Annotated in this window: 12 protein-coding genes; 2 read left to right on the top strand and 10 right to left on the bottom strand. The window is 57.5% G+C overall.

Annotation, left to right across the window (positions count from 1 at the left end; all coding sequences use genetic code 11):
* The first annotated feature begins 2,986 nt into the window (after positions 1–2,986).
* Both AC0Z36_RS15040 and AC0Z36_RS15035 read left to right on the top strand, forming a co-directional pair.
* On the top strand, positions 2,987–4,186 hold the full coding sequence (locus tag AC0Z36_RS15040) for a YfjI family protein (protein ID WP_485463365.1): 1,200 nt from the start codon (positions 2,987–2,989) through the stop codon (positions 4,184–4,186).
* A 262-nt stretch (positions 4,187–4,448) separates the two neighbouring features.
* On the top strand, positions 4,449–4,814 hold the full coding sequence (locus tag AC0Z36_RS15035) for a hypothetical protein (protein WP_485463364.1): 366 nt from the start codon (positions 4,449–4,451) through the stop codon (positions 4,812–4,814).
* Between the two features lie 654 nt (positions 4,815–5,468).
* Here AC0Z36_RS15035 and AC0Z36_RS15030 read toward each other — a convergent pair.
* The 10 genes from AC0Z36_RS15030 to AC0Z36_RS14985 all read right to left on the bottom strand — a co-directional run bounded on the left by AC0Z36_RS15030 (position 5,469) and on the right by AC0Z36_RS14985 (position 18,652).
* Positions 5,469–6,221, bottom strand: coding sequence for a peptidoglycan-binding protein (locus AC0Z36_RS15030; protein ID WP_485463363.1), 753 nt, complete (start codon positions 6,219–6,221; stop codon positions 5,469–5,471).
* A 345-nt stretch (positions 6,222–6,566) separates the two neighbouring features.
* A complete protein-coding gene (locus tag AC0Z36_RS15025; protein WP_485463362.1) occupies positions 6,567–7,622 on the bottom strand; it encodes a hypothetical protein in 1,056 nt (351 codons plus the stop codon).
* Positions 7,623–7,628: 6 nt separating this feature from the next.
* Entirely contained in the window at positions 7,629–8,834 is a 1,206-nt protein-coding gene (locus AC0Z36_RS15020; protein ID WP_485463361.1) for a Gp37-like protein, read from the bottom strand.
* Positions 8,834–9,613, bottom strand: a complete 780-nt coding sequence (locus tag AC0Z36_RS15015) for a phage tail family protein (RefSeq protein WP_485463360.1) — start codon at positions 9,611–9,613, stop codon at positions 8,834–8,836. The genes AC0Z36_RS15020 and AC0Z36_RS15015 overlap by 1 nt, the downstream gene beginning before the upstream one ends.
* A 233-nt stretch (positions 9,614–9,846) precedes the next feature.
* Positions 9,847–14,481, bottom strand: a complete 4,635-nt coding sequence (locus tag AC0Z36_RS15010; RefSeq protein ID WP_485463359.1) for a tape measure protein — start codon at positions 14,479–14,481, stop codon at positions 9,847–9,849.
* Between the two features lie 407 nt (positions 14,482–14,888).
* On the bottom strand, positions 14,889–15,164 hold the full coding sequence (locus tag AC0Z36_RS15005) for a hypothetical protein (RefSeq protein ID WP_485463358.1): 276 nt from the start codon (positions 15,162–15,164) through the stop codon (positions 14,889–14,891).
* 72 nt (positions 15,165–15,236) lie between these two features.
* Positions 15,237–16,109, bottom strand: a complete 873-nt coding sequence (locus AC0Z36_RS15000; protein WP_485463357.1) for a phage tail tube protein — start codon at positions 16,107–16,109, stop codon at positions 15,237–15,239.
* Between the two features lie 25 nt (positions 16,110–16,134).
* A complete protein-coding gene (locus AC0Z36_RS14995) occupies positions 16,135–16,491 on the bottom strand; it encodes a hypothetical protein (RefSeq protein WP_485463356.1) in 357 nt (118 codons plus the stop codon).
* Between the two features lie 370 nt (positions 16,492–16,861).
* Positions 16,862–17,206, bottom strand: a complete 345-nt coding sequence (locus tag AC0Z36_RS14990; RefSeq protein ID WP_485463355.1) for a hypothetical protein — start codon at positions 17,204–17,206, stop codon at positions 16,862–16,864.
* Positions 17,207–17,773: 567 nt separating this feature from the next.
* Positions 17,774–18,652: a phage major capsid protein gene (locus AC0Z36_RS14985; RefSeq protein WP_485463354.1), complete on the bottom strand. Its 879-nt coding sequence runs from the start codon at positions 18,650–18,652 to the stop codon at positions 17,774–17,776.
* Between the last annotated feature and the right edge of the window lie 18 nt (positions 18,653–18,670).

The following is an 18,670-nucleotide window of genomic DNA, read 5'->3' as shown; positions in this document are numbered from 1 at the left end:
TGGGGAAACGCGCTCCGTCGATTTTCCCCAGGACACTGTGCGCTCGCTGTTTAGAATGGCGCGACACTTTGAGGCTGATTACACAACGGCCGTAATGGCGAACTGTGTCCGGCCGGAATGTCGGATGCACCGGATGAACATCTGGGTAGCACGTTAGGTCAGCAAGCGTGCAGGCGGAACGAGAGCACGGATAATGCTCTCGTTCCGCCCTGTGGCGACCGTACAGCAGCATCTACACGAGGTGGCAGGTATGGACACGTTCGGCAGGCAGTTACAGCGCGTAACGCTGGCGGAGAACATAGGCAAAATGGCACGGATTGACGCAATGTTGATCAAACGGACGCGTCCGGCGGAACGCGTAGCGGGTACCCGGTGGTTTGATCGGGTCACGTTCCCGGTGATGGTGGCTGGCCTGGCGGTACTTCTGGCACTTCTTGCCGGGTATCGTCTGGGGACGTTTTGGCCGGATACGGCGCGGCCGTCAGTGGTAGCGCCTCATCGGCCACGTTAGGCGCTACCAGGGAGCACTACAGGTCAGTAGTTCACTGTCCGCTTAGGCGGACGTCCGGAAATGGCTACCGCAGGGTAGTGCGGTTCGATTCCGCTACCGGACGCGACTCCCTATCGGGAGCGCTCTATAGGTCAAACATTAGGGGATGGTATGCCGTATCACGTGGATCGTTGGGGTAACGAGATCTATACCGACTCGGGCGGAGATGAGTGGTATGTGTCGGATGAGTATTCAACGCCAACACTCGCACTGGAAGGAAAGTCGGGCGCTTACTCGTATCCGATTGTGACCGATCCGCCGGAGTGGGCCGAAGGTTGCGTAATTGAAAGGGTTCCGTTCAGTAGCGCCATCTATGCGACTGCTTCTACGTACGTAATCGAATGTGGAATAATGCGGGAACTTTCTGCCGCGTGGATAGAGAAGGGCTAGGCGACTGCCTAGCGGCTCCGTAAGCGGCTATCGCTTAGGTGCGGTAGGGAGGTTCGATTCTTTTACGGGGCACTGACCGCACCTAGTAGGGGTGCGGACTACTGCCAGTCGCATACACGCAAACTGTCAGCATGTGGACATGTAGTGAAAGTTCGCATAACACGTACGTACTAACAGGACGACGTCTAATCGACGTAGCGCACGCCTAGTACTGGACTAGGGCCGAATCATTCGGCGGCCGTTCAATCCGGCCCGTGCGCTCTGTCATGCCCTAATCCAGGGCGTGCGATTGAAAGAGGATAGATCATGGCAAACAAGGGCTATGCGATATGTGGTATCTGCAATGGCACTGGTTGGAAAAAGACCAAAGTTCAGCGGAAGGACAAGAACGGGAAGGTCACTACCGTGGAAAGCCAGGTTGTATGCAAGGGATGCAAGGGGAGTGGAGAAGTGAAACGACCGTAACGACCGGCTAGCCGGTCGGGCGTAGATGGCTCTACAGGCCGCAGCGATCAGCCTGTCCCCGGTTCGATTCCGGGGGCGCCCGCAAGCCTTACCCAGGCTGGGCGGGGCGTACGGGGAGGGAATCTCATGTCACCAATACATCCCGGCGACCGGGTTTGATACGAGCCGCTACAAAAATGGTGCGTATGGACGGGCGGACGCCGGACGGTACACAGCGACTGGACCGGAGTCGATATTTATCTCGACGACCTTAGATTGCGAGTGTGCGGGAGCACAAAAACCTTCTGGGGGCCGCTTCTCCTGACAGGGCATCCGACGGGAAGCATGAACCAGCTAAATCCGCGCTCCGACATGACGGACGACAGTATCAAAACCAATACGGATGAGGTAAGCAAATGATAATTAAAGACGCTGACACGGGATACGTTATTGACCTGGAAGCGCGAGACGCCATTTTGGTAGTACCGCCTATGGCGTTCGGAGTGTTCTACATGATCAAGGCTGGACTACACGGCGGATGGACCGTTACCGGCCACGAAATCGGTATGGACTATGACGGGGAAGGGACTGAAACTGTAACCCCTGTCGGAGAATACGCCACACAGGAAACCGCGTACCGAGCGGCGATGAGCCGCTACCACTTGGACTACTGCTAAATCCGGCTCTTCCTACTCGTACACGGACTACAGGAATCGGTCCGTGTACGGGTAGGGGCAACCGGCCCTGAACAGAAAACTCCTAGGGAGTGCATCGTGGAAATGCAAGTCACGGCGCAGATTTGCGGACCATGCTTTACTGGCGGTATTACCACAATTGCCGTACGGATAATACAATTCGGCATTCAGTCTGGCTACATCGGTGACGACAAGCAGGACGCTGTCACAGGTGAAATTGCCGCGTGCGTGCCCTGCGGAAAAATGATCGCCACGTCCGTCGCGTGGCTTGCCGACCGATCGGACACGGCGGTTGCGGGCGTCGCCCTGGACGATGACCAGGGCGACGCGGGCGCCGGTCCGGCGGTAGTCGTAGCGGCGCCCCCCGTAGTCGTCGTACCCTCCCCTAAGGCCGTACCGGCCGCCGCACGACCCATACGAGCCGCCACCACTACACGGTCGGCCGGTACGGCCGCTGAGGGCGGGTACAGCAAGGCGGACACGGCAAACGCACGGGCGTTTGCGCGAGAGAGCGGCGAACCGGTCGGCACGAAAGGCCGTCTAGGCGCAGAGTTCTACCCGCCCTGGGTAGCTGCCGGTCGGCCGGTCGCAACGGCGCGTTAGGTAAGCAAGGGCGGGCCCGGGGTGCAGTAATCATCCCGGGCCCGCCCTACCGCCGCACTAAAGGAGTGACGCAGTGACAGACATCGACACCATGGCCACGGGCGCAGTCCTTCAGGCCGTCCAGGCCGTAGCGCCACACACAGAGGCCGACCCTCGGGGCGTCCTTGCGGGCCTGCTTACGGCCACGTCTACCAATATCGGTCCGTCGGCGCGGCTTCATATCGGCTCGCTAGAACAACCGCTATTGGTTTGGACTCTCCTTGCCGGAGAGACATCTAGAGGCCGCAAGGGGACCGCTTGGGGAATGGCCGCAAGAATTATGGAGCTGTCGGCTCCCGGATTTCTTGGAAGTCATACGGTCACCGGCGCGACGTCGGGGGCCGGAATCGTTGCGGCCTTGGCAACGCGGAGTTCTGCGGATAATAAGGCCAAAATTGAAGCAGAGGAAATGGGGATTCCGTATACGGGCAGAAATCCATCTGATCACCGGATGTTGCTCAAGCTCGAAGAATACGTAACGCTCATGAACCGCAGCAAGGCGGATGCCACCCTTGCGGGCATTCTCCGGGAATGTTGGGATGTTCTAAACATTTCATCCACTACGGCGCGTAGCGCGATGGCCGTAGAGAGGCCATACGTCGGCGTACACGGACACGTAACGCCGCAGGAATTTCGAGGGGCGGTCTCGGGGCGAGATATTTCCGGGGGCTCGTACAATCGCCTTTTGATTGTCGGGGTAGAGCGCTCGCAGGAAATCAAGTACGGGCATGCCATTCCGCCGGTAGCGCTCAATTCCGCCGGACTCCTTATTGAAGAGGGGTTGCTCTTCGCTCGGAGAGCAAAAAGCATCGGCGCGACCGGAGATGCCCTAGATTTGATGAACAACTCACTCCGGCGCGAAATTGAATCATGGGGCGATAGAGACAACCTCCTTGAGCCGTTCGCGGTACGAGGGCCTATGCAGGTTTTCCGAGTGGCGGGCGTGTACGCGGCGCTTGATTGCCGGAAGCTGATTTCAACTGAAGACCTATACGCCGCATGGGGCTTTGTCCGCTACTGCTTCGAGTCGATCAAATCAATCGTTACCGTGGATAAATCAAATGCTCAAAAAGCGCTCGTGGAATCTCTAACCAACGCCATTATCGCGGCCGGACATGACGGCGTAAAGCAACGTGACCTTACGGCGCAATTCCAATATGACGCTACAGGGCCGGAAATTAGGAATATCGTTCAAGGAATTCCCGGCGTAGTTGCGCAAAAAGGCCCCTCAACGGGCGGACGCCCGTCTTTGCGGTACTACTACAGCCCGGACGCGAAAAGGGAAGACGCGCGTCCGCCCGTGGCTACCGCCGCCGCGTCTACGCAGCCCCGGCAAGCAGTCACGGTCACCGTGCCCACGCAAGCCCACAAGGCGGGCGCCAAGGCCGCGCCTGCCCCCCGCAAGACCGTAGCGCCCGGGCCGGTCCCCGGCGTAAACTTTTCCGGACTCGTAGGACTGGACTAATCGGGTAAACAATGGCGTGATGAAGTTGCCCGCTGATGTCAGTATCCATAAGCAGCCGCACACGCCGGACGGCGTTCGATAGCGTTTCATGGGGGCCGGTCTCCCGGCCTCACGTGATGCACCACCGAACAAAAATACAAAAAACTACAGGAAGGCCCATAATGCCGAAAAAAGGTCAAACGCTTCCGTGGCGGGTAACCGCGTCATGGGACGGCGAAAATGCATTCGTTACCGAGTACGACGACATTTATAAGGGAATGAAATGAGCAACGACAAAGAACAGGTCGTGTACCGATGCCGCACCGGTGGGGCCAGTGGCCTTAACCATACGTCCGAATGGACGCATAAGGCAGACGCCGAACAAATGTTTAGCGGATCCACCACCACATACGCAAAAATCGACGTAGCGTATGTTCTGATCGAACGCCTGGCGGCTGACGGCCGCGTATCAATCTGTCTGCGATGGACGGGCAAGAATGCCGCTCTTAGGGAGCCCCGGCGACTGGCAAGCCTGGAAGCGGCCGAAGCGGCAAAGTTTCCCGGCCTGTTCGAAAAGGTAGAACGGGAACGCAAGGACCAGGAAGAGCGCGACCGCGAATCAGATCAGTATCTGAACCGTAACAAGTAGCAGAAAAAGCCCCCGCCGTAAGGCGGGGGCTACCTCAACCGCTTGGGGGCGGAAATGCCCGGTGAGGGTTACGACGACCGTAAGAAACGGTGGGCACGCTTAACGGCATACTGCGGAACGTGTGGCGGTAGGGGTGAGATTACAGTGCCCGTCGGCTGCTTCGACGGAGGGCAAACATTAGCAACGGTGCAGTGTCCGCACTGCGGTGGGCGGGGAAAATACAGGGCAACTACCGGACCTGGACCCGGCGGCGGCCCGCCGGGCTAGAATCTGTAACAGGTGGCCCGCCGGGCCGCCGCTGTCGCTAACCACGGCAACCCGGGAAAGGCCCCCGCCCTCTGCACAGGGACGGGGGCCTTTTTCGTGCCCCTACTGCGGGGGCGTTAGGTCATACGCCGGACGGTCCGTAAGCAGGGCCGCCAGGGTCTTGCGGTCGTCCGCCCGCTGCACGGCCTCGCCAGTGCCCAGAAGGGCCGCAGCGACGCCCAAAACCAGGGCAACAGGTAGGCTTGGCAGGTAGTACGCAGCGAGGGCGATGCCGGCCGCTACGACGGCGTACAGGCGCGGCGCGTAGCGGGTAAGGAAGTCGGGCATGAGGTTTCCAATCGGAAGTTATCCAGTAGGTTTTTGCCGGCTGGCAGGGGCCTTTTTGCGTTAGCTCCGGGGGACTCGCAGCGCATCCCACGAGGATTTGCCCGGGTAGCCATCGGCATCGTCGCCGGTATAGCCACGCTTGATCTGCCACTTACGGTAAGAGCGGACGTCCGCCGGGCCCCAATCAGCGGAGGGCCCCACCGAATACGCGGAACAGCCCTCCTGGACGAGCCGACGGCCCATGCGTGTAATTACGTCGGATACCTGGCCTCCGTGGAAGAAATCAGCGCCCGGGAACGACTCGAAGGACGACGCTTTAGGAAAGCCCGGGTCTGCCGAATCAATCTGGTGATCGTACGAGGGATAGCCATATCCGTACGTGTCGGCGGAACGGCGAAGGCGGGCCCGCTGATAGACGCCGTCTCCCTCGGGGGAACCTGTGAGGTTGGTGTTCCCCTCAATAGTGGTAATCGTGTTCGCGTCGTACGCGATGACAATTCCGGTATGAACTCCACCGGTAGGGCCGTAAAAAACCTGAGCGCCTACGGCGGGGTATTCGGACCATCGGCCACGTTCCTTGTAGTACTCGACGGCGTCAAGACACGATGCCGTTCGCGGCGTAGAGTCGGATTCACCGGCTTTCATGAATGTCCAGGAACAGAAGGTCGCGCACCATGCCTGATCCTGCGACCACTCCAGGCCGGGAACGGCCGGGCTGTATTTCTGGCGGTTGTTGTAATGGCCGTTAGACCAGCCCTCGTGTACGCCAATTTCGGCGCGGGCGATACGGATTACGTCTGCGGCAGTAGCCACGGGTACTCCTTATGAAGTTGTTTAACTGAAACAAACCTTAGCGGTGGCGGCCTGAAGGTCGCCCCGTCGAACTTACTTACATAGCTCCCGGGGGAGCGTGCGGGACGCCCAGGCGGGCAATCAAATCCATAAGGGACCTGTTCTGGTCCTCAACGACGGCCAGTCGCCGCTTAATCTCGTCAAGGTCGCTCGATAGCCTGTCGGCGCGGGCTTTCTGCGCTTCGGCCTCCGCCCGCCAAAGCTCCGCGACCTGGACGCGGCCCGCTGTGCGGGCCGCAATGACGGACGCGGCAATTACGATTAGCACGGCGCATACGCCGACGACGGTAAGAATGAGATTCATAGTTACATGAATTCCGAATAGTAGCCTACTTCGTTATCTACAAAATACGCCCCGCCGAACGACAGGCGGCTTCCCGCTTTCATGACCTGAAGTGGGGAAAGTGCTGTGCCGTTAGATGACGGCGCCGCAGATTTATTCGACACATGGAGACTTGCAGTTGACTTGCTTCCCTGAGCCAAGGCGCTTGGAATGGTCAGGTTTGCAATCCCAAGGCCGTCAGAGTTCAGGCCGTAAAATACACCCGGGATTTGCTGTAGGCCCAAGCTGGCAGAAGCCGCAAAGGGTAGAGAAATGTAACACCCGTAGGGCGATGTGAGATCTTTCGTCGGGGAAATCTGAACCGAAAGATAAGCTAGATCTTTGGCGATGAAGCGATAAGAACCCACGACGTTGAGGTCTGACAACATCGGTTGTGGATCCGTGAATCCTTGAAATACGGGAACGTAGGTTTTCGCCGCGCCCATATCCGAAACAATTCCCCATGCGGGCCCCTCGTACATGACGATTGATCCACCGGGATTAATGTCGCGCATGACGACGCCCGTGGCACCGAGCGCTTTCGGTGCGGTGTCCAGGCTTTCAAATTGAGGCAGGCCCGTACCGATCAATACCCGCTCGCGCATGACCTGGCCGGTTGTAATGGCGCTGACGCCGATATTTACGGTTACCTGGCAAAGAGGAATATCCCAAACTCCTTGCGCTCCCTGAGAGAGCGCGGGCGTATTACTTCCGACGCCCTGTAGAAGAACCGTAGAAATTTTCTGCGCGGACATATCCAGCCGGATGACGATGCGGTCATACCGCGTTCCGCTCCCCGCATTCGGCGGGATGGCGATATTAATTGTCGCGTCAGACGAGTAGTGAAAACCTCTAATATTTGCATCGCCCGGGGCGACCTTGATCGTCATGCTGACACCGTCAGCAGAGGGGTACAGCCCCGCCGAGGCGATTCCGCGTACGACTCCATCCATTCCGTAGGCGGAAGCCATCTTGGACCACTCGGCGGCGCGCACAGCGCTACCACTGCCCGTATCGAACGGGTAGAAATACTCAGCCATGGTTATTTATCTCCTGCCATTGACGCGGTCCAGGGCCCGCCAAATTTTCTGAACCTGACGATAAAGATCCGGGGTTTCCGTAGCGTCAGCGCCGATTTTCGGAACAATCGAAAAACTGTCCGGCTCATCGGACAAGGCGACCTCGCTTACCCTGTCTACGTAGTCCACCCCGTTGATTGATACAGTCACTGTATCGCCGACCCAGTAATCCCGGCCAAACTGAACTTGTTCCGTGTCGACAGGCGTAATCCCCAAACTTCCGCCGCCCTTGCTCTCCGCGTAGCGTTCTTCCGCTTCCTGAGCCAGGGCGCGGTAATTGGCGTCCGAGTCATTCAATACCGCCGGGCGGTCGATATCCGACCTCTCTGCCATGTACTCCACTCTCCGGTTCCACTCTGCCGCCGGTGCGGGAAAATCCTTCTGGTAGTAGTACGAGCCGTTCACGTCCGCTTTGGACGCCACGATTACGGAAGTGGCCTTAGGTGCAGACAGGGAATACTGCGCGGCCTTGAGGTTTCCGATCTCACGGGAAAAGCGGATCGTCTTGGACAGGTCCCGCGTAGCAGTCAGGTCAAGGCTGATCGACTCGCTATCCACACCCCCGGTGAGAACGTTAAGCGCCGGGTCCTGCACGAGCCGGAAATAGACACCCCCGGTGTCCGCGATCGCAGTAGCGATGTCATAAAGATTACCGTAGGCAATTTGTTTCGTTACCCGTCGACCAGCAATAAGATAAGTCCCGTCGCCGACGTACAAATTCGCCACACGTCGGGCCGCTAGAGAGTCCTCGCCGAGGTTGAAACGAACCAACGCGGATACGGCTTCGCCCGCGCTGTAATCTACCGTTAGCGTTTTCTGAGATTGACTGTTCAGGTCATGGTACGGATCTGCGTACGCGGCATAATTCTTCAACAACGCCGTGTCGTCGGTCCCTTGGCAGAAAAGTGTTCCCGAATCCGATGTTTCCTGACCTAGGGACACCTGGAGCATTTCTACGGGCCCTGAAACGAGGGGCCTTGATATGCCTTCCAGGTAGATCACTACCCGGCCGCCTGGCCTCAGGTACTGCGCAGCCTGGTCGTCGGCGCGGATGACGACAGACCACGTGGACGCCGCATTAGCGCGCATCACAACACCCGCATTACGGTAAGACTCGATGCGGCCGAGGCGCTTACGGTCAGGGCCGCATACATCAATAATAAATTGGCCCATCAATACCCCAGTAGTCTAGGCGTATACGTCAGCTCAATGGCCGTCGTGTCCACGGCCCCCGGCGCGGTAACGGCGACATTGTTGACGCCGCGCACCAGCGACCACAGCGACGGCGATGGCCCGAGTTTTGGCCAAAGATTCTCTCTCGCGCCATTGGTGTGAACAATTTCTACCGTCTTCCTTCCCGGTCGCGTATCAATGTCCACGTACTCGCCTGTAGCAATCGCAATATCAATCCGTAGCGATTGGCCTGTTGTCGTGTTCGCAAGAACCGCGCCGGGCCCCATAGGGCCGTACAGGCGCCACTGCGGCCACGCGTCCACGTCAGAATATGAGTCAATGAGCTGGCCGCCGGGCGACAGGATCGACGGCGAAATGCGCAGCGGAAAGAACGGAGCGGCGGGTGTACCGCTGAGGAAAGGCTTAGAGCCCGTCAGGCGGTAGCGGCTCCATACTGACTGTCCGTACCAGAATGGATCGGGACACAGAAAGACAATTCCGACGCGGCACCATTTTGTGCCACCCTGCGACTCGTCGCCCTCAAAGCCGGATTCGTAGTACGCGCTGATATTGCGGATGTAACCGGACGGTTCGGCCATGCTCAAGGTCACAGGGCCCCGCTTGGGGTCCAACGCCTGCCTGAAGGCGCGCCGGAGCTGCATGAACGCATTACGGTCCCCGGCGGCCAGGAGCAGCGGCAGCATGATTTTCCGCATGCCATAACGCGTCTTAGTGACACTGCCGCCGTCAAGTGTGGCATAGTCTTCTGACGCGACCACGGCAGAGGCCATATCTAGGCCCGTCGGCCCAGGCTGGATAACGATCCCCGCCTGACCTGAAGAAATATCCCCAGTTAGAACGAACACTGACCCGTCAGACGCTCTCATAAATACGGACGGCTTCCCATCCGTCGGAATTGGTATCGCATAGTTGCCCATAAAAGGGCTCCCCGGACCCATCGCCGGAGAGCCCTGATTGAGCGGCATAATAGCCTGAGCCACAACAAATCCCCTTAGCTGCCGTACATGATGTCCGCGTACCGCAAGGCGTCTACAATCTGCTTTTCCGTCGGAACGTTCGGAGCGGCGTAAATATTGATCGTGCGGCCCCGCCCGTACCCGGCCTCGTCCAAGAGCGCATTAGCGCGACGCGGCCGGTTCAGAGGAACAATGAGTTCCGGACCGGCCTCACCCACCATAGCGAGGGTGCCATGCCGGACGATTCCGCCGTTTGCGTACGCGGGAACCTGAGTATTGTTGTGGCGGTCGTCCTTCATCCCGAGCATGCGGAGGACGGCGTCCCGCATAGCCCCGGGGATGGCCCGCATGGCATCCGCAATATGGCCCGATCCGGGAATCAGATTTACCAGAGGCTTAACGATGCTGCTGTACGCCTTTTCGAACCCGGCCCGAACGGCGCCCTCAACGAGTTGAATTCCCTTGTCTGCCAGCCAGCCCGCACCAGACGCAATCTTCCCGCCTGTGTTGTCCCAGACGGTATCCACGATGCCACCGAGAGAATAGGCGGGCATGCCACCCTGAATGGCGGCCTGGACGCCTTCCACGCCGCCTGTGCGGGCCGCCGAGTTCATCAGGTTGACGTAATCGGCACCCATGGCGCGTGTCCATTCGGGGCGCATGATTGCCTCGCCACCTGACAGGGCTGCCACGTGGACATCGCGGCCCGGCGTATACCCCGGCATGATCCCGCCGGTTGCAAAGTGGTATTCAGGAATTTCGGTTAGCCCGACGATTCCGGCTACTGCATTCCACACCTTGCGGATGCCGGTGTTGTAAACGACGTCAACTATGTACTGCACCGGGGTGCGTACGTAGTCGTGAACTTTATCCCAGGCTTTTTTTATCCCCTCAACGGCGGTATCGAAAGCAGCCGGAATTGCGCCGATGAAATCACTCGTCTTGTTGTACAGCCATTCGAATTTATCTCCGATCCACTGGACAAGGTCCCAGGCTTTCCCGAGGGCCCATTTGATTTGCTCGTAAATCCATACGAAACCGCCCGCTATCCATTCGCCGACAGGTTTCATTACGTTTTCGTAGAACCATGCGAACTGCTCGCCGAACCATTTTAGTAGATCCCACGCGCCTTCTAGCGTCCATTTGATTCCGATACCCAACGGCTTGATGCAGTTTTCGTAGAGCCAAACGAACCCGTCTCCGATCCATTTAAGCTTGTCCCAGATCCAGCCCAAAGGAACTTCAATCCCGTAGTGGTACAGGTCAATGAAGCCCTGTCCGAAATCTTGGAGGAACGGATATAGGACGTTGTCCCAAAGCCAAACGAATTTTTCGCCGATCCATCCCAGGATTGGTGAAATCCAATCTTCCCAAAGATATTTAAACGCCGTTCCGAACGCGCCTACGGCCGTGACGCTGGCATCAAAGAATGGCTTGAGAGCATTTTCCCATACCCACATGCATATATCGCCCAACCACCCGAAGAACGGCGCAAGGACGTAGTCCCAAATAAGTTTTACAGCGTCACCAAAAAAAGTGAACGCGATGATCGCCGGAGCGATGAGGATAGTTAGAATCACAGCGGCGCACACGGCGACGACTATCCCAAGGACCTTGAGTACCGGCCAAAGGACAGTTTCCCAGAGCCATTTGACAGCGGTAACAAAGGCGTCGAAGGCCCTACCGAGGGCATCGAATACGGCTCCGATCGCAGACCCGACGGCTTTGAATACCGCCGCAATGTCCTCAACATTTATATGGTCAGCTATCGTACTAAGAGCCGAGCCCAAGGCTTCTAGAACCGGCTGGATTACGTTCTTCCATGTCCACGAGATTACGTCTCCAATCCATCCAAAGACTGGCCTTATGACGTCTTCCCAGAGCCACGTAAACGCAGGCCCCAGGACGTTCTTAATGACCCAGAACAGCCCGTCAAGAACAGGCTTGATCGCAGTGTCCCAGAGCCACAGGAAGGCGCTTGCAATCGCGCTAAGCACTGGCTTGCCGACGTTATCCCAGACGAGTTTTATGACATTCCAAGCGAGCTTGTAAAGTGCGATGAAAATATCAAGCAGTGGCATAATGACAGTCTTGAATGTCCACTGGAAAGCTAGTTCGACCGCTGAGAGAACAGTCCATACGGCGGACCAAATATCCGCAAGGACAGGAAGGAGCCTGTCCTTAATGAACGCTTCGAACGTTGACAACATGGGCCATATGTAGTCGTCCCAAGCACGCTTCAGTATCGCGCCCAGGAACAGGAATAGCCCGGCGAACATTTCGAACACCGGACGCAAGCCGGATCCGACGATTTCCGCCACGGTGGCGATACGCGAAAAAAGAGGTTGAAGGACGTTCGTCCACAGGCCCAAAATGACGGGTATTACCGCGCTTACAACCGGCGTAACAAAGCTTTCCCATAGCCACATGACAGCTGGTACGAGGGTGTCAATAATGAAATCGTGGATCTGATTCCAAGTCGGCTTCAGTGTTGAGGCCCAAACTTCCTGCGCAACTGCCGCAGGGTCCCGCCAGGCCGCTTTCATCCAGTAACTGAAAGTGTCCAACGCTGGAATGAGAGTGTCTGTAGTGAACTGCTTGAGTTCTTCGCCAACGGGTTTAATGACGTTTTTCCAGGACCACGACGCCGCAACGGCGGCATCCTCCCAGACTATTTTCATCCAGCCCCAAAGGGCCTTCAGTGCTGGAGTGATCCGTTCAGTCAGGAAGAAAAGGTACTCGCCCCAAATGGGTTTAAGGACATTATTCCAGTACCATCCGGCGACCGTCGCGCCGTCTTCCCAGACGGCCTTCATCCACCCCCACAAATCAACAAGTGCGGGCTTAAGATCAGAGGACCAGTAGTCTTTCATCCAGGACCATGCGGGTTTGATGTAGTCGTCTACAGCAGTCTTAATGACCTTCTGAATTTCAGTCCACGACTCTTTGACGAACTTTCGGAAATCCTCGTTGTTCCGATACAGGATGACAAGGCCAGCCGCAATGGCGGTAATGGCCGCCACCCAGGGATTAAGCATGATCAGGGACAGCGCGCCGGCAAAGACCTTTGCCGCGAAACCGGCGATAGTCAGAGCCGGTCCAAGAACGACCAGGACGCCGAGCACGTCCTTGATCCACCCCGGCGCGGTCTTGAGCCAGTCCGTAAGACCGCCGAGAGCCCTAGCCAGCCATTCGGCGGGACCCACCGCGCGCTGAAGGGCGCGGGCAAACAGTGGCATGATGTTCGAGGCTATTCGGTCCACGGATTGAATCAGCCCCTGAAAGGACCGGCCTAGCGGCGTGTACTCGAATTCGCCCGTACCCTCGTTCATGACAACAAACATCTGAGACATCGTCTGGGACAATTTCTCTTTCATGTTGTCCCAGGCGCCGGTAATCGTCGTGGATGCCTTCTCGGCAGATCCAGACGCCTCCCGAAATTTAACCGACAGGGCATCGATCAGCGTGTTAGCGCTGATCTGGTGGCCGATTTGTAGCTTCTTGCGCAGCTCGCCAATGGAAACCCCCATATGGTCGGCCAGAGCTTTCCACGCGCTGATGCCGTTCTGCGACATCTGGTTCATATCCTGCGTTTTTACGACACCCATGGTAATGACGTCAGTCATGCCCTTGAGGGCGCGGGAATACTGGGTAGCAGACGTGACGCCCTGCCGGGCGGCGTAGTCAGAAAATCCCTTAAGAGTGTTCTTGGCCTTTTCGATGCCGTACCCGGCCTCAATGAATTTCGGCATAGCGTTGGCCATGTCCTTGAACGTATACGGCGTTTTAGCCGCAAACTCTTCAAGCTCTTTAATGGCCTTGCCGGAAACACTGGTGCTAACGCCCATAGCGTCCATGCGTTTCTGAAGAGAAACAAGCGAGTCGCCCATTGAGGTTCCGGAGACTACGGCCTGTTCAATTGCCCGCATCAGTGGTTGCGTAAGGGCTGACGTCATGATTTGGCCGGTCATGATTGCCGTATTACCAATACGCTGCATCAGCGACGTGAAATGATTGCCGATATACCCGAACGCCGACGACATTGAGTTCTGATACTGCGACGTAGACTGAGCCATCGTCGCGGCGGCGCGCGTTGTACCCGTTGAAACAGCCGAGTGGTACGAGGACGCAAAAGCCTGCCCCACTGTACGGCCGCCGCTTTCCGCTTCACGGGTAAGAGCCGCATATGAACTTGCGGCAAGGCGCTGAGAATCAGTAAACCCCGATGTGACGCCCTGCCCGTACTGGTGGGAAAAGTCCGTGCCGGCCGTACGGCCACCCGTGCGGGCGTCCTGAGCAATGGTCGCAAGCGAGGCTGTAGCGGCCCTCTGTACGCCTGCAAAAGTGCGCCCGGCCGTCTGAGACGCGCGTTCCATCCGGGCCATCGCCGTACCGTAAGCGGTCACGAACGCGGTTCCGGAAGCGCGCCCGGCAAGCTCGCCCGCTTTAGTCATCTGCGTAATCAAACTTGCACTGGCCGCCGCCAAGTTCTTATCCAGCGACTGAGAAAGCGCACGGCCGATTGCGGTTCCCATGGCCTCGCCGATACCGCGCGAATCTTTAGATAGATCGGATTTCAGCTCATTGAAAGCCGACATGATAATTTTCGGACGAACTTCGATATAGCCCGTACCGATCTTGATTCCTGTTACTCCACCACCAACCGCCATGCGGTTCCCCTAAAGAAGATTGTTTACGCGTGACATGAATCCGGCGACGGCGGTCGTCGTCGCAAATTCTGGATCAGCAGCATCGCCTTCTGAGCCCGGCCGGGGGAATGGAGTTGGTGGATCAATTTTCTGATCAGAATTAACTGACAAGAACAGCCAATTAGAAAGCTCCAAGCGGTCGATGACCTCCGCCAGAAGATAGTCCCGCGTACTCCACTCCGCTCCCGGCGTCAGAGCGGAAGCAAGCGCAGACTGCCCACCCATTTGAACAAGGCGACACGTCAGGACAACGAGGCGGCGCAAAGAAACGCGCCCGCGCGGAACATCGCAAATATCGATGCCAAAGAATTGTAGTAGATCGGCTTCAAGCTCTGCGGTATGCCTGACCCACGCGCGGGCGGTTATCGCTAGTTTCCCGCTTCACCAACGCCGGAAGCCTCCGCGAGGGCTTCAGAAAATGCCTGAAGGTCCCGAATCTTCGGCTTAGTGCCCTTGAATTTCAGCCACTCGTCAGGGCCCAGCATCAGGCGAATGGCACGGAGGCCGTTACCGTCCTCTGTGGCCTCCAGGACGTCAAGGTCCATGTCCATAATCGGTAGGGTCTTAAAGGTTAGGCCCTTGTATTCGAAAGTAGCGCCAGCTTCGGCGGCTTCGGCCTCAACGGCATCAGTGGTCTTAGTCATCGGGCATGCGTCCTAAGTGTGGGCATTGGAAAGCCCGGTCGGCGGTGGCCGTTCGGGCTGTACGACAAGGAGTTAGGGAAGGGTGACGGTAAAACTCGTTGTGACCGTTCCGGCGGACCCGACGACGGAGAGCGTGTAGTCGCCTACCGGTGCATCCGTCGCGGCCTTCACAGAGCCGGTAAGAAGTCCTCCGGCGTCAACCGCAACAGCGGTTACTGTGAACTTGGTCGAGTTTACGCCGAGAACAGAAACGGTCGGAGTTCCGCCGCCGAGCCAGTTCGATCCGGCAATAGCGCCACTGGTATTCTGCTTGACGATTGCAGGAGTAACAGCGACGGTCGGATTCGTAATAGCGCCACCGGATGCCATAGCCGGATCAGTGGTTATCAACCAACCCAGCGCGCCGTTACTGTCCAGAGCCTCGAAAGTAATACCGAGCGACTGCGCGTCGGACCTCGTCAATTTCAGGCCGTCGCGTGCGGAAACCATTCCACGAGGGATGACGAGTCGATTAGATACCTTGCCGTCGTCCCATTGAATAATCATTGCGCACTCGGCGAGTTGCGGATTAGAGCTAATATTCAGAGTAAAAGATCCGGGAATGACTGCACCAAGGTTGGTCCTCGACGGAACCCACGCGGCACCGAAATAGAGCGACGTGGTATTTGGGTCCACCTGGAGTAGAACGGCCTTGATGGCGAGTGATGCCGAGTTCACTGTGAAGAGCACCGGGGTTGCCGACTGCCACGCCTCCTGGCCGGTCGTCTCCATTCCCGGCGTGACCTCGACGCCATCTTTAGAGACGTACCCTAGAGGGAGCCACTCAGCAGACAGTGGCTCAAGGGGAGAAAGGGGAAGCTTCGGGTTACGGTTCAGTGAGGCAATGAAGATTTGCCCTGAGGGTGCAAAACGGATTGCGTCTTTGTTGTTGAGGGGACCGGCCATATGAAATTGTCCTTATGGATTGTGTTTAGACTTTGTATATGTAGGCGGCAAACGTGAAAATGTACCGCCATTCGTCCGCGTCCTCGTCCGGCATGGGGAAGGGAGAAGATCTTTCTTCCACTTCTGCGACCATGTACGGCCCGATAGTGCTGCCGGGAAGTACCATCAGAACGTTTTCGCGAATCCGAAAAGCAAGATCAGCACACGGCCCGCGCGTTGGCGCAAGGATATTTACCGTGAATTCCGTACGGTCCATCCGGTCTTGCTCAGTGCGGTATCCGCCGTCGTGCTCAAGAATTACGCACATGTCGCCGAGGGAGCGGCCTACATAGTCGGCAAGGACCGCAACGTTCGGAAAGGCGTCTTTCAGGTACTGCACCATGAGGGGAGTCGGATCTCCCATGTAAACCATCTATGCCACCCGTGAATCCCGTAGTGCCTGAGTGAGAATTTTCTTCCCCCGGAAACGCTTGCCCTTGTTCTTTCGGTTCTTCACAGAATGGCTGTAGTACGCCCACCCAAATTCGACCACCATTGCGTGACGATCAGCGGCCACGATGGAATACCGAGAGACGGCGTCAGTACCCGTCTTAATGTGCAGGGATTTACTGTACGCGCCGGAGCGCCGCGAATAAGCGGCGATCTGCTTAGCGCGGCCTCTCACAGCCTGAGCTGCCAGCTCGCAAGCGACACCAGCTCCCGCGAGGTGCCCAATCCGGAAAGCCATATCCGAATCCCAGACAATCGAAAACTCAGATCTGGCCATCGGTTCCCCGTGTCGCGTACAGGCGCGTATAGACGCGCGCACCGCGCTGGTACATGTCATGGCAGGACGTAATGTCAAACCACACGCCATTGAAGCTGATTCTGTCGGTAGTAAAGATATCGATGTCCGACGGCAGATAAACTTTCAGCGTCTCGCCGTACAATTCGCGGTCGACTTGACGACCCGCGTTGAAATCGTACTGAACAGACGCCGGGCCGCCATAGAAGCGGACTGCATTCTCCCAGTCCCTACGGATCGAGTATCGGTCCTCTGCCAGCCCGGCGCGGTACAGCTCTACGTAATCCGTGAGAAGCCCTAGCGCAGGGTTCATCCTCGACGCACTTTAAACGTTCCTACCGTTGATCGGTACCGGCTAAGGGACCGTTTAAGCTGCGCGGAAAGCTCACCGACCGCGCCGCCATTCGCGTACGTAACCTCAAGCTCTCCGATACGCTCCGAATGAACTCCGGGGTTAAGGGCCATCGTCCGGGTTACCTCTGCGATGCAAACTGCTTTAACGTCGGCCGGAACCTCGACGTGCCCGTACGTCGCCGTTACTTCAACGCGGGCCCGTGCACGGGCCCATCCGTACGGACGCCAAATCATTGACGATGAATACGCCCATTCCTCATCCAGGACGCCGTTAATCTTTACGGCGTGAACTTCCCGCAGAGGGCGCATAAACGTCGGAATGAAAAGTTCCGGGTCGCTGTCCCCGTGCAAGATTACTGTCTCGCCTGTATGTAGGAGGTAGTCCCGATCCGTGTACGCCCGGATAAGCGCAGACACGTCGTCTAGGAGGGCCCTAATTTTGCCGTCTTCCGGCGGAAGCACAGCGCGACCCAAACGGGCCGCCACATCATCAACAGTCGCTAACGGCTCCATTTGGGCCTACTCCTTACACCTCTTCGATTACGTTCAGAACGGCCAGAGCTTCGGGCTTGATAATCTTGCCGCCGTACACGTGCAGGCCCTTAACCGCGTCAGAAAAAGAATCCTGAGGCCGGTACGCCTCCGTCTTGGAAATGACGTCAGCAAACGTAGTAGCCATGCGGTGACCAGCAACAATATTCCGCCCCTTAGTAGGGGCAGGCATAGCCGTAGTCATGTGAACAGTAAGGCCAAGAATCCGCCCAATAACACCGTTACTGATCGGCTCATTAGAACCGAACTGAGACGCGTCAATAAACTTGGGCGCATTCAGCAGAATGGAATAGTCGTCCGGGCCAACGATAAGGAACCGCCCGGACTGTGGGACGTTCTCCCGATCCAAAGCGCGGCGCAAGATCACAATGCCGGTATAGAGGGCGCTGGCCTGTGCTGCGGCGTCGGCCGGAAGGCCGATCTTCTGAGTCATCTTCGCCTTAGCGCCCGCCACGACAAGACCGGCAACGAACGTATCCGCCCTTTCTGCCATGCGCACAGCCGCGCGCGTAGACGCGGTATCGATAAGTCCGCCCAACGCCTGGCGCTTATCGACGTCATCGACCTCGAATGCATAATAGTCGGCCTGGGTGATTTCTAGAATCTGCTCGATCATGGCGAGCTGATCCGCGACAACAACCGAGCGTTTGTTAGCCGCGCGGTCCGCGAAACGCGTATACGCCTTAACGGTTGGGTCGATCATTGAGTTGATATGAACGGTGTCGCCGGCCTGGGAAAATTCTCCCTCAAAATCTCGGTTGCACACCAATGCCGACGCGTAGACGTACTCGGCGTCTAGGCCGTGCTGAATCTGAGCAGACCAGTACTCCGGAATGAAATTTGTTACCGCCATGAACGGACTCCATATTTA

This window comes from Kitasatospora sp. UYEF31, assembly GCF_057291755.1.
This window is presented reverse-complemented; position numbering and strand designations above follow the sequence as displayed.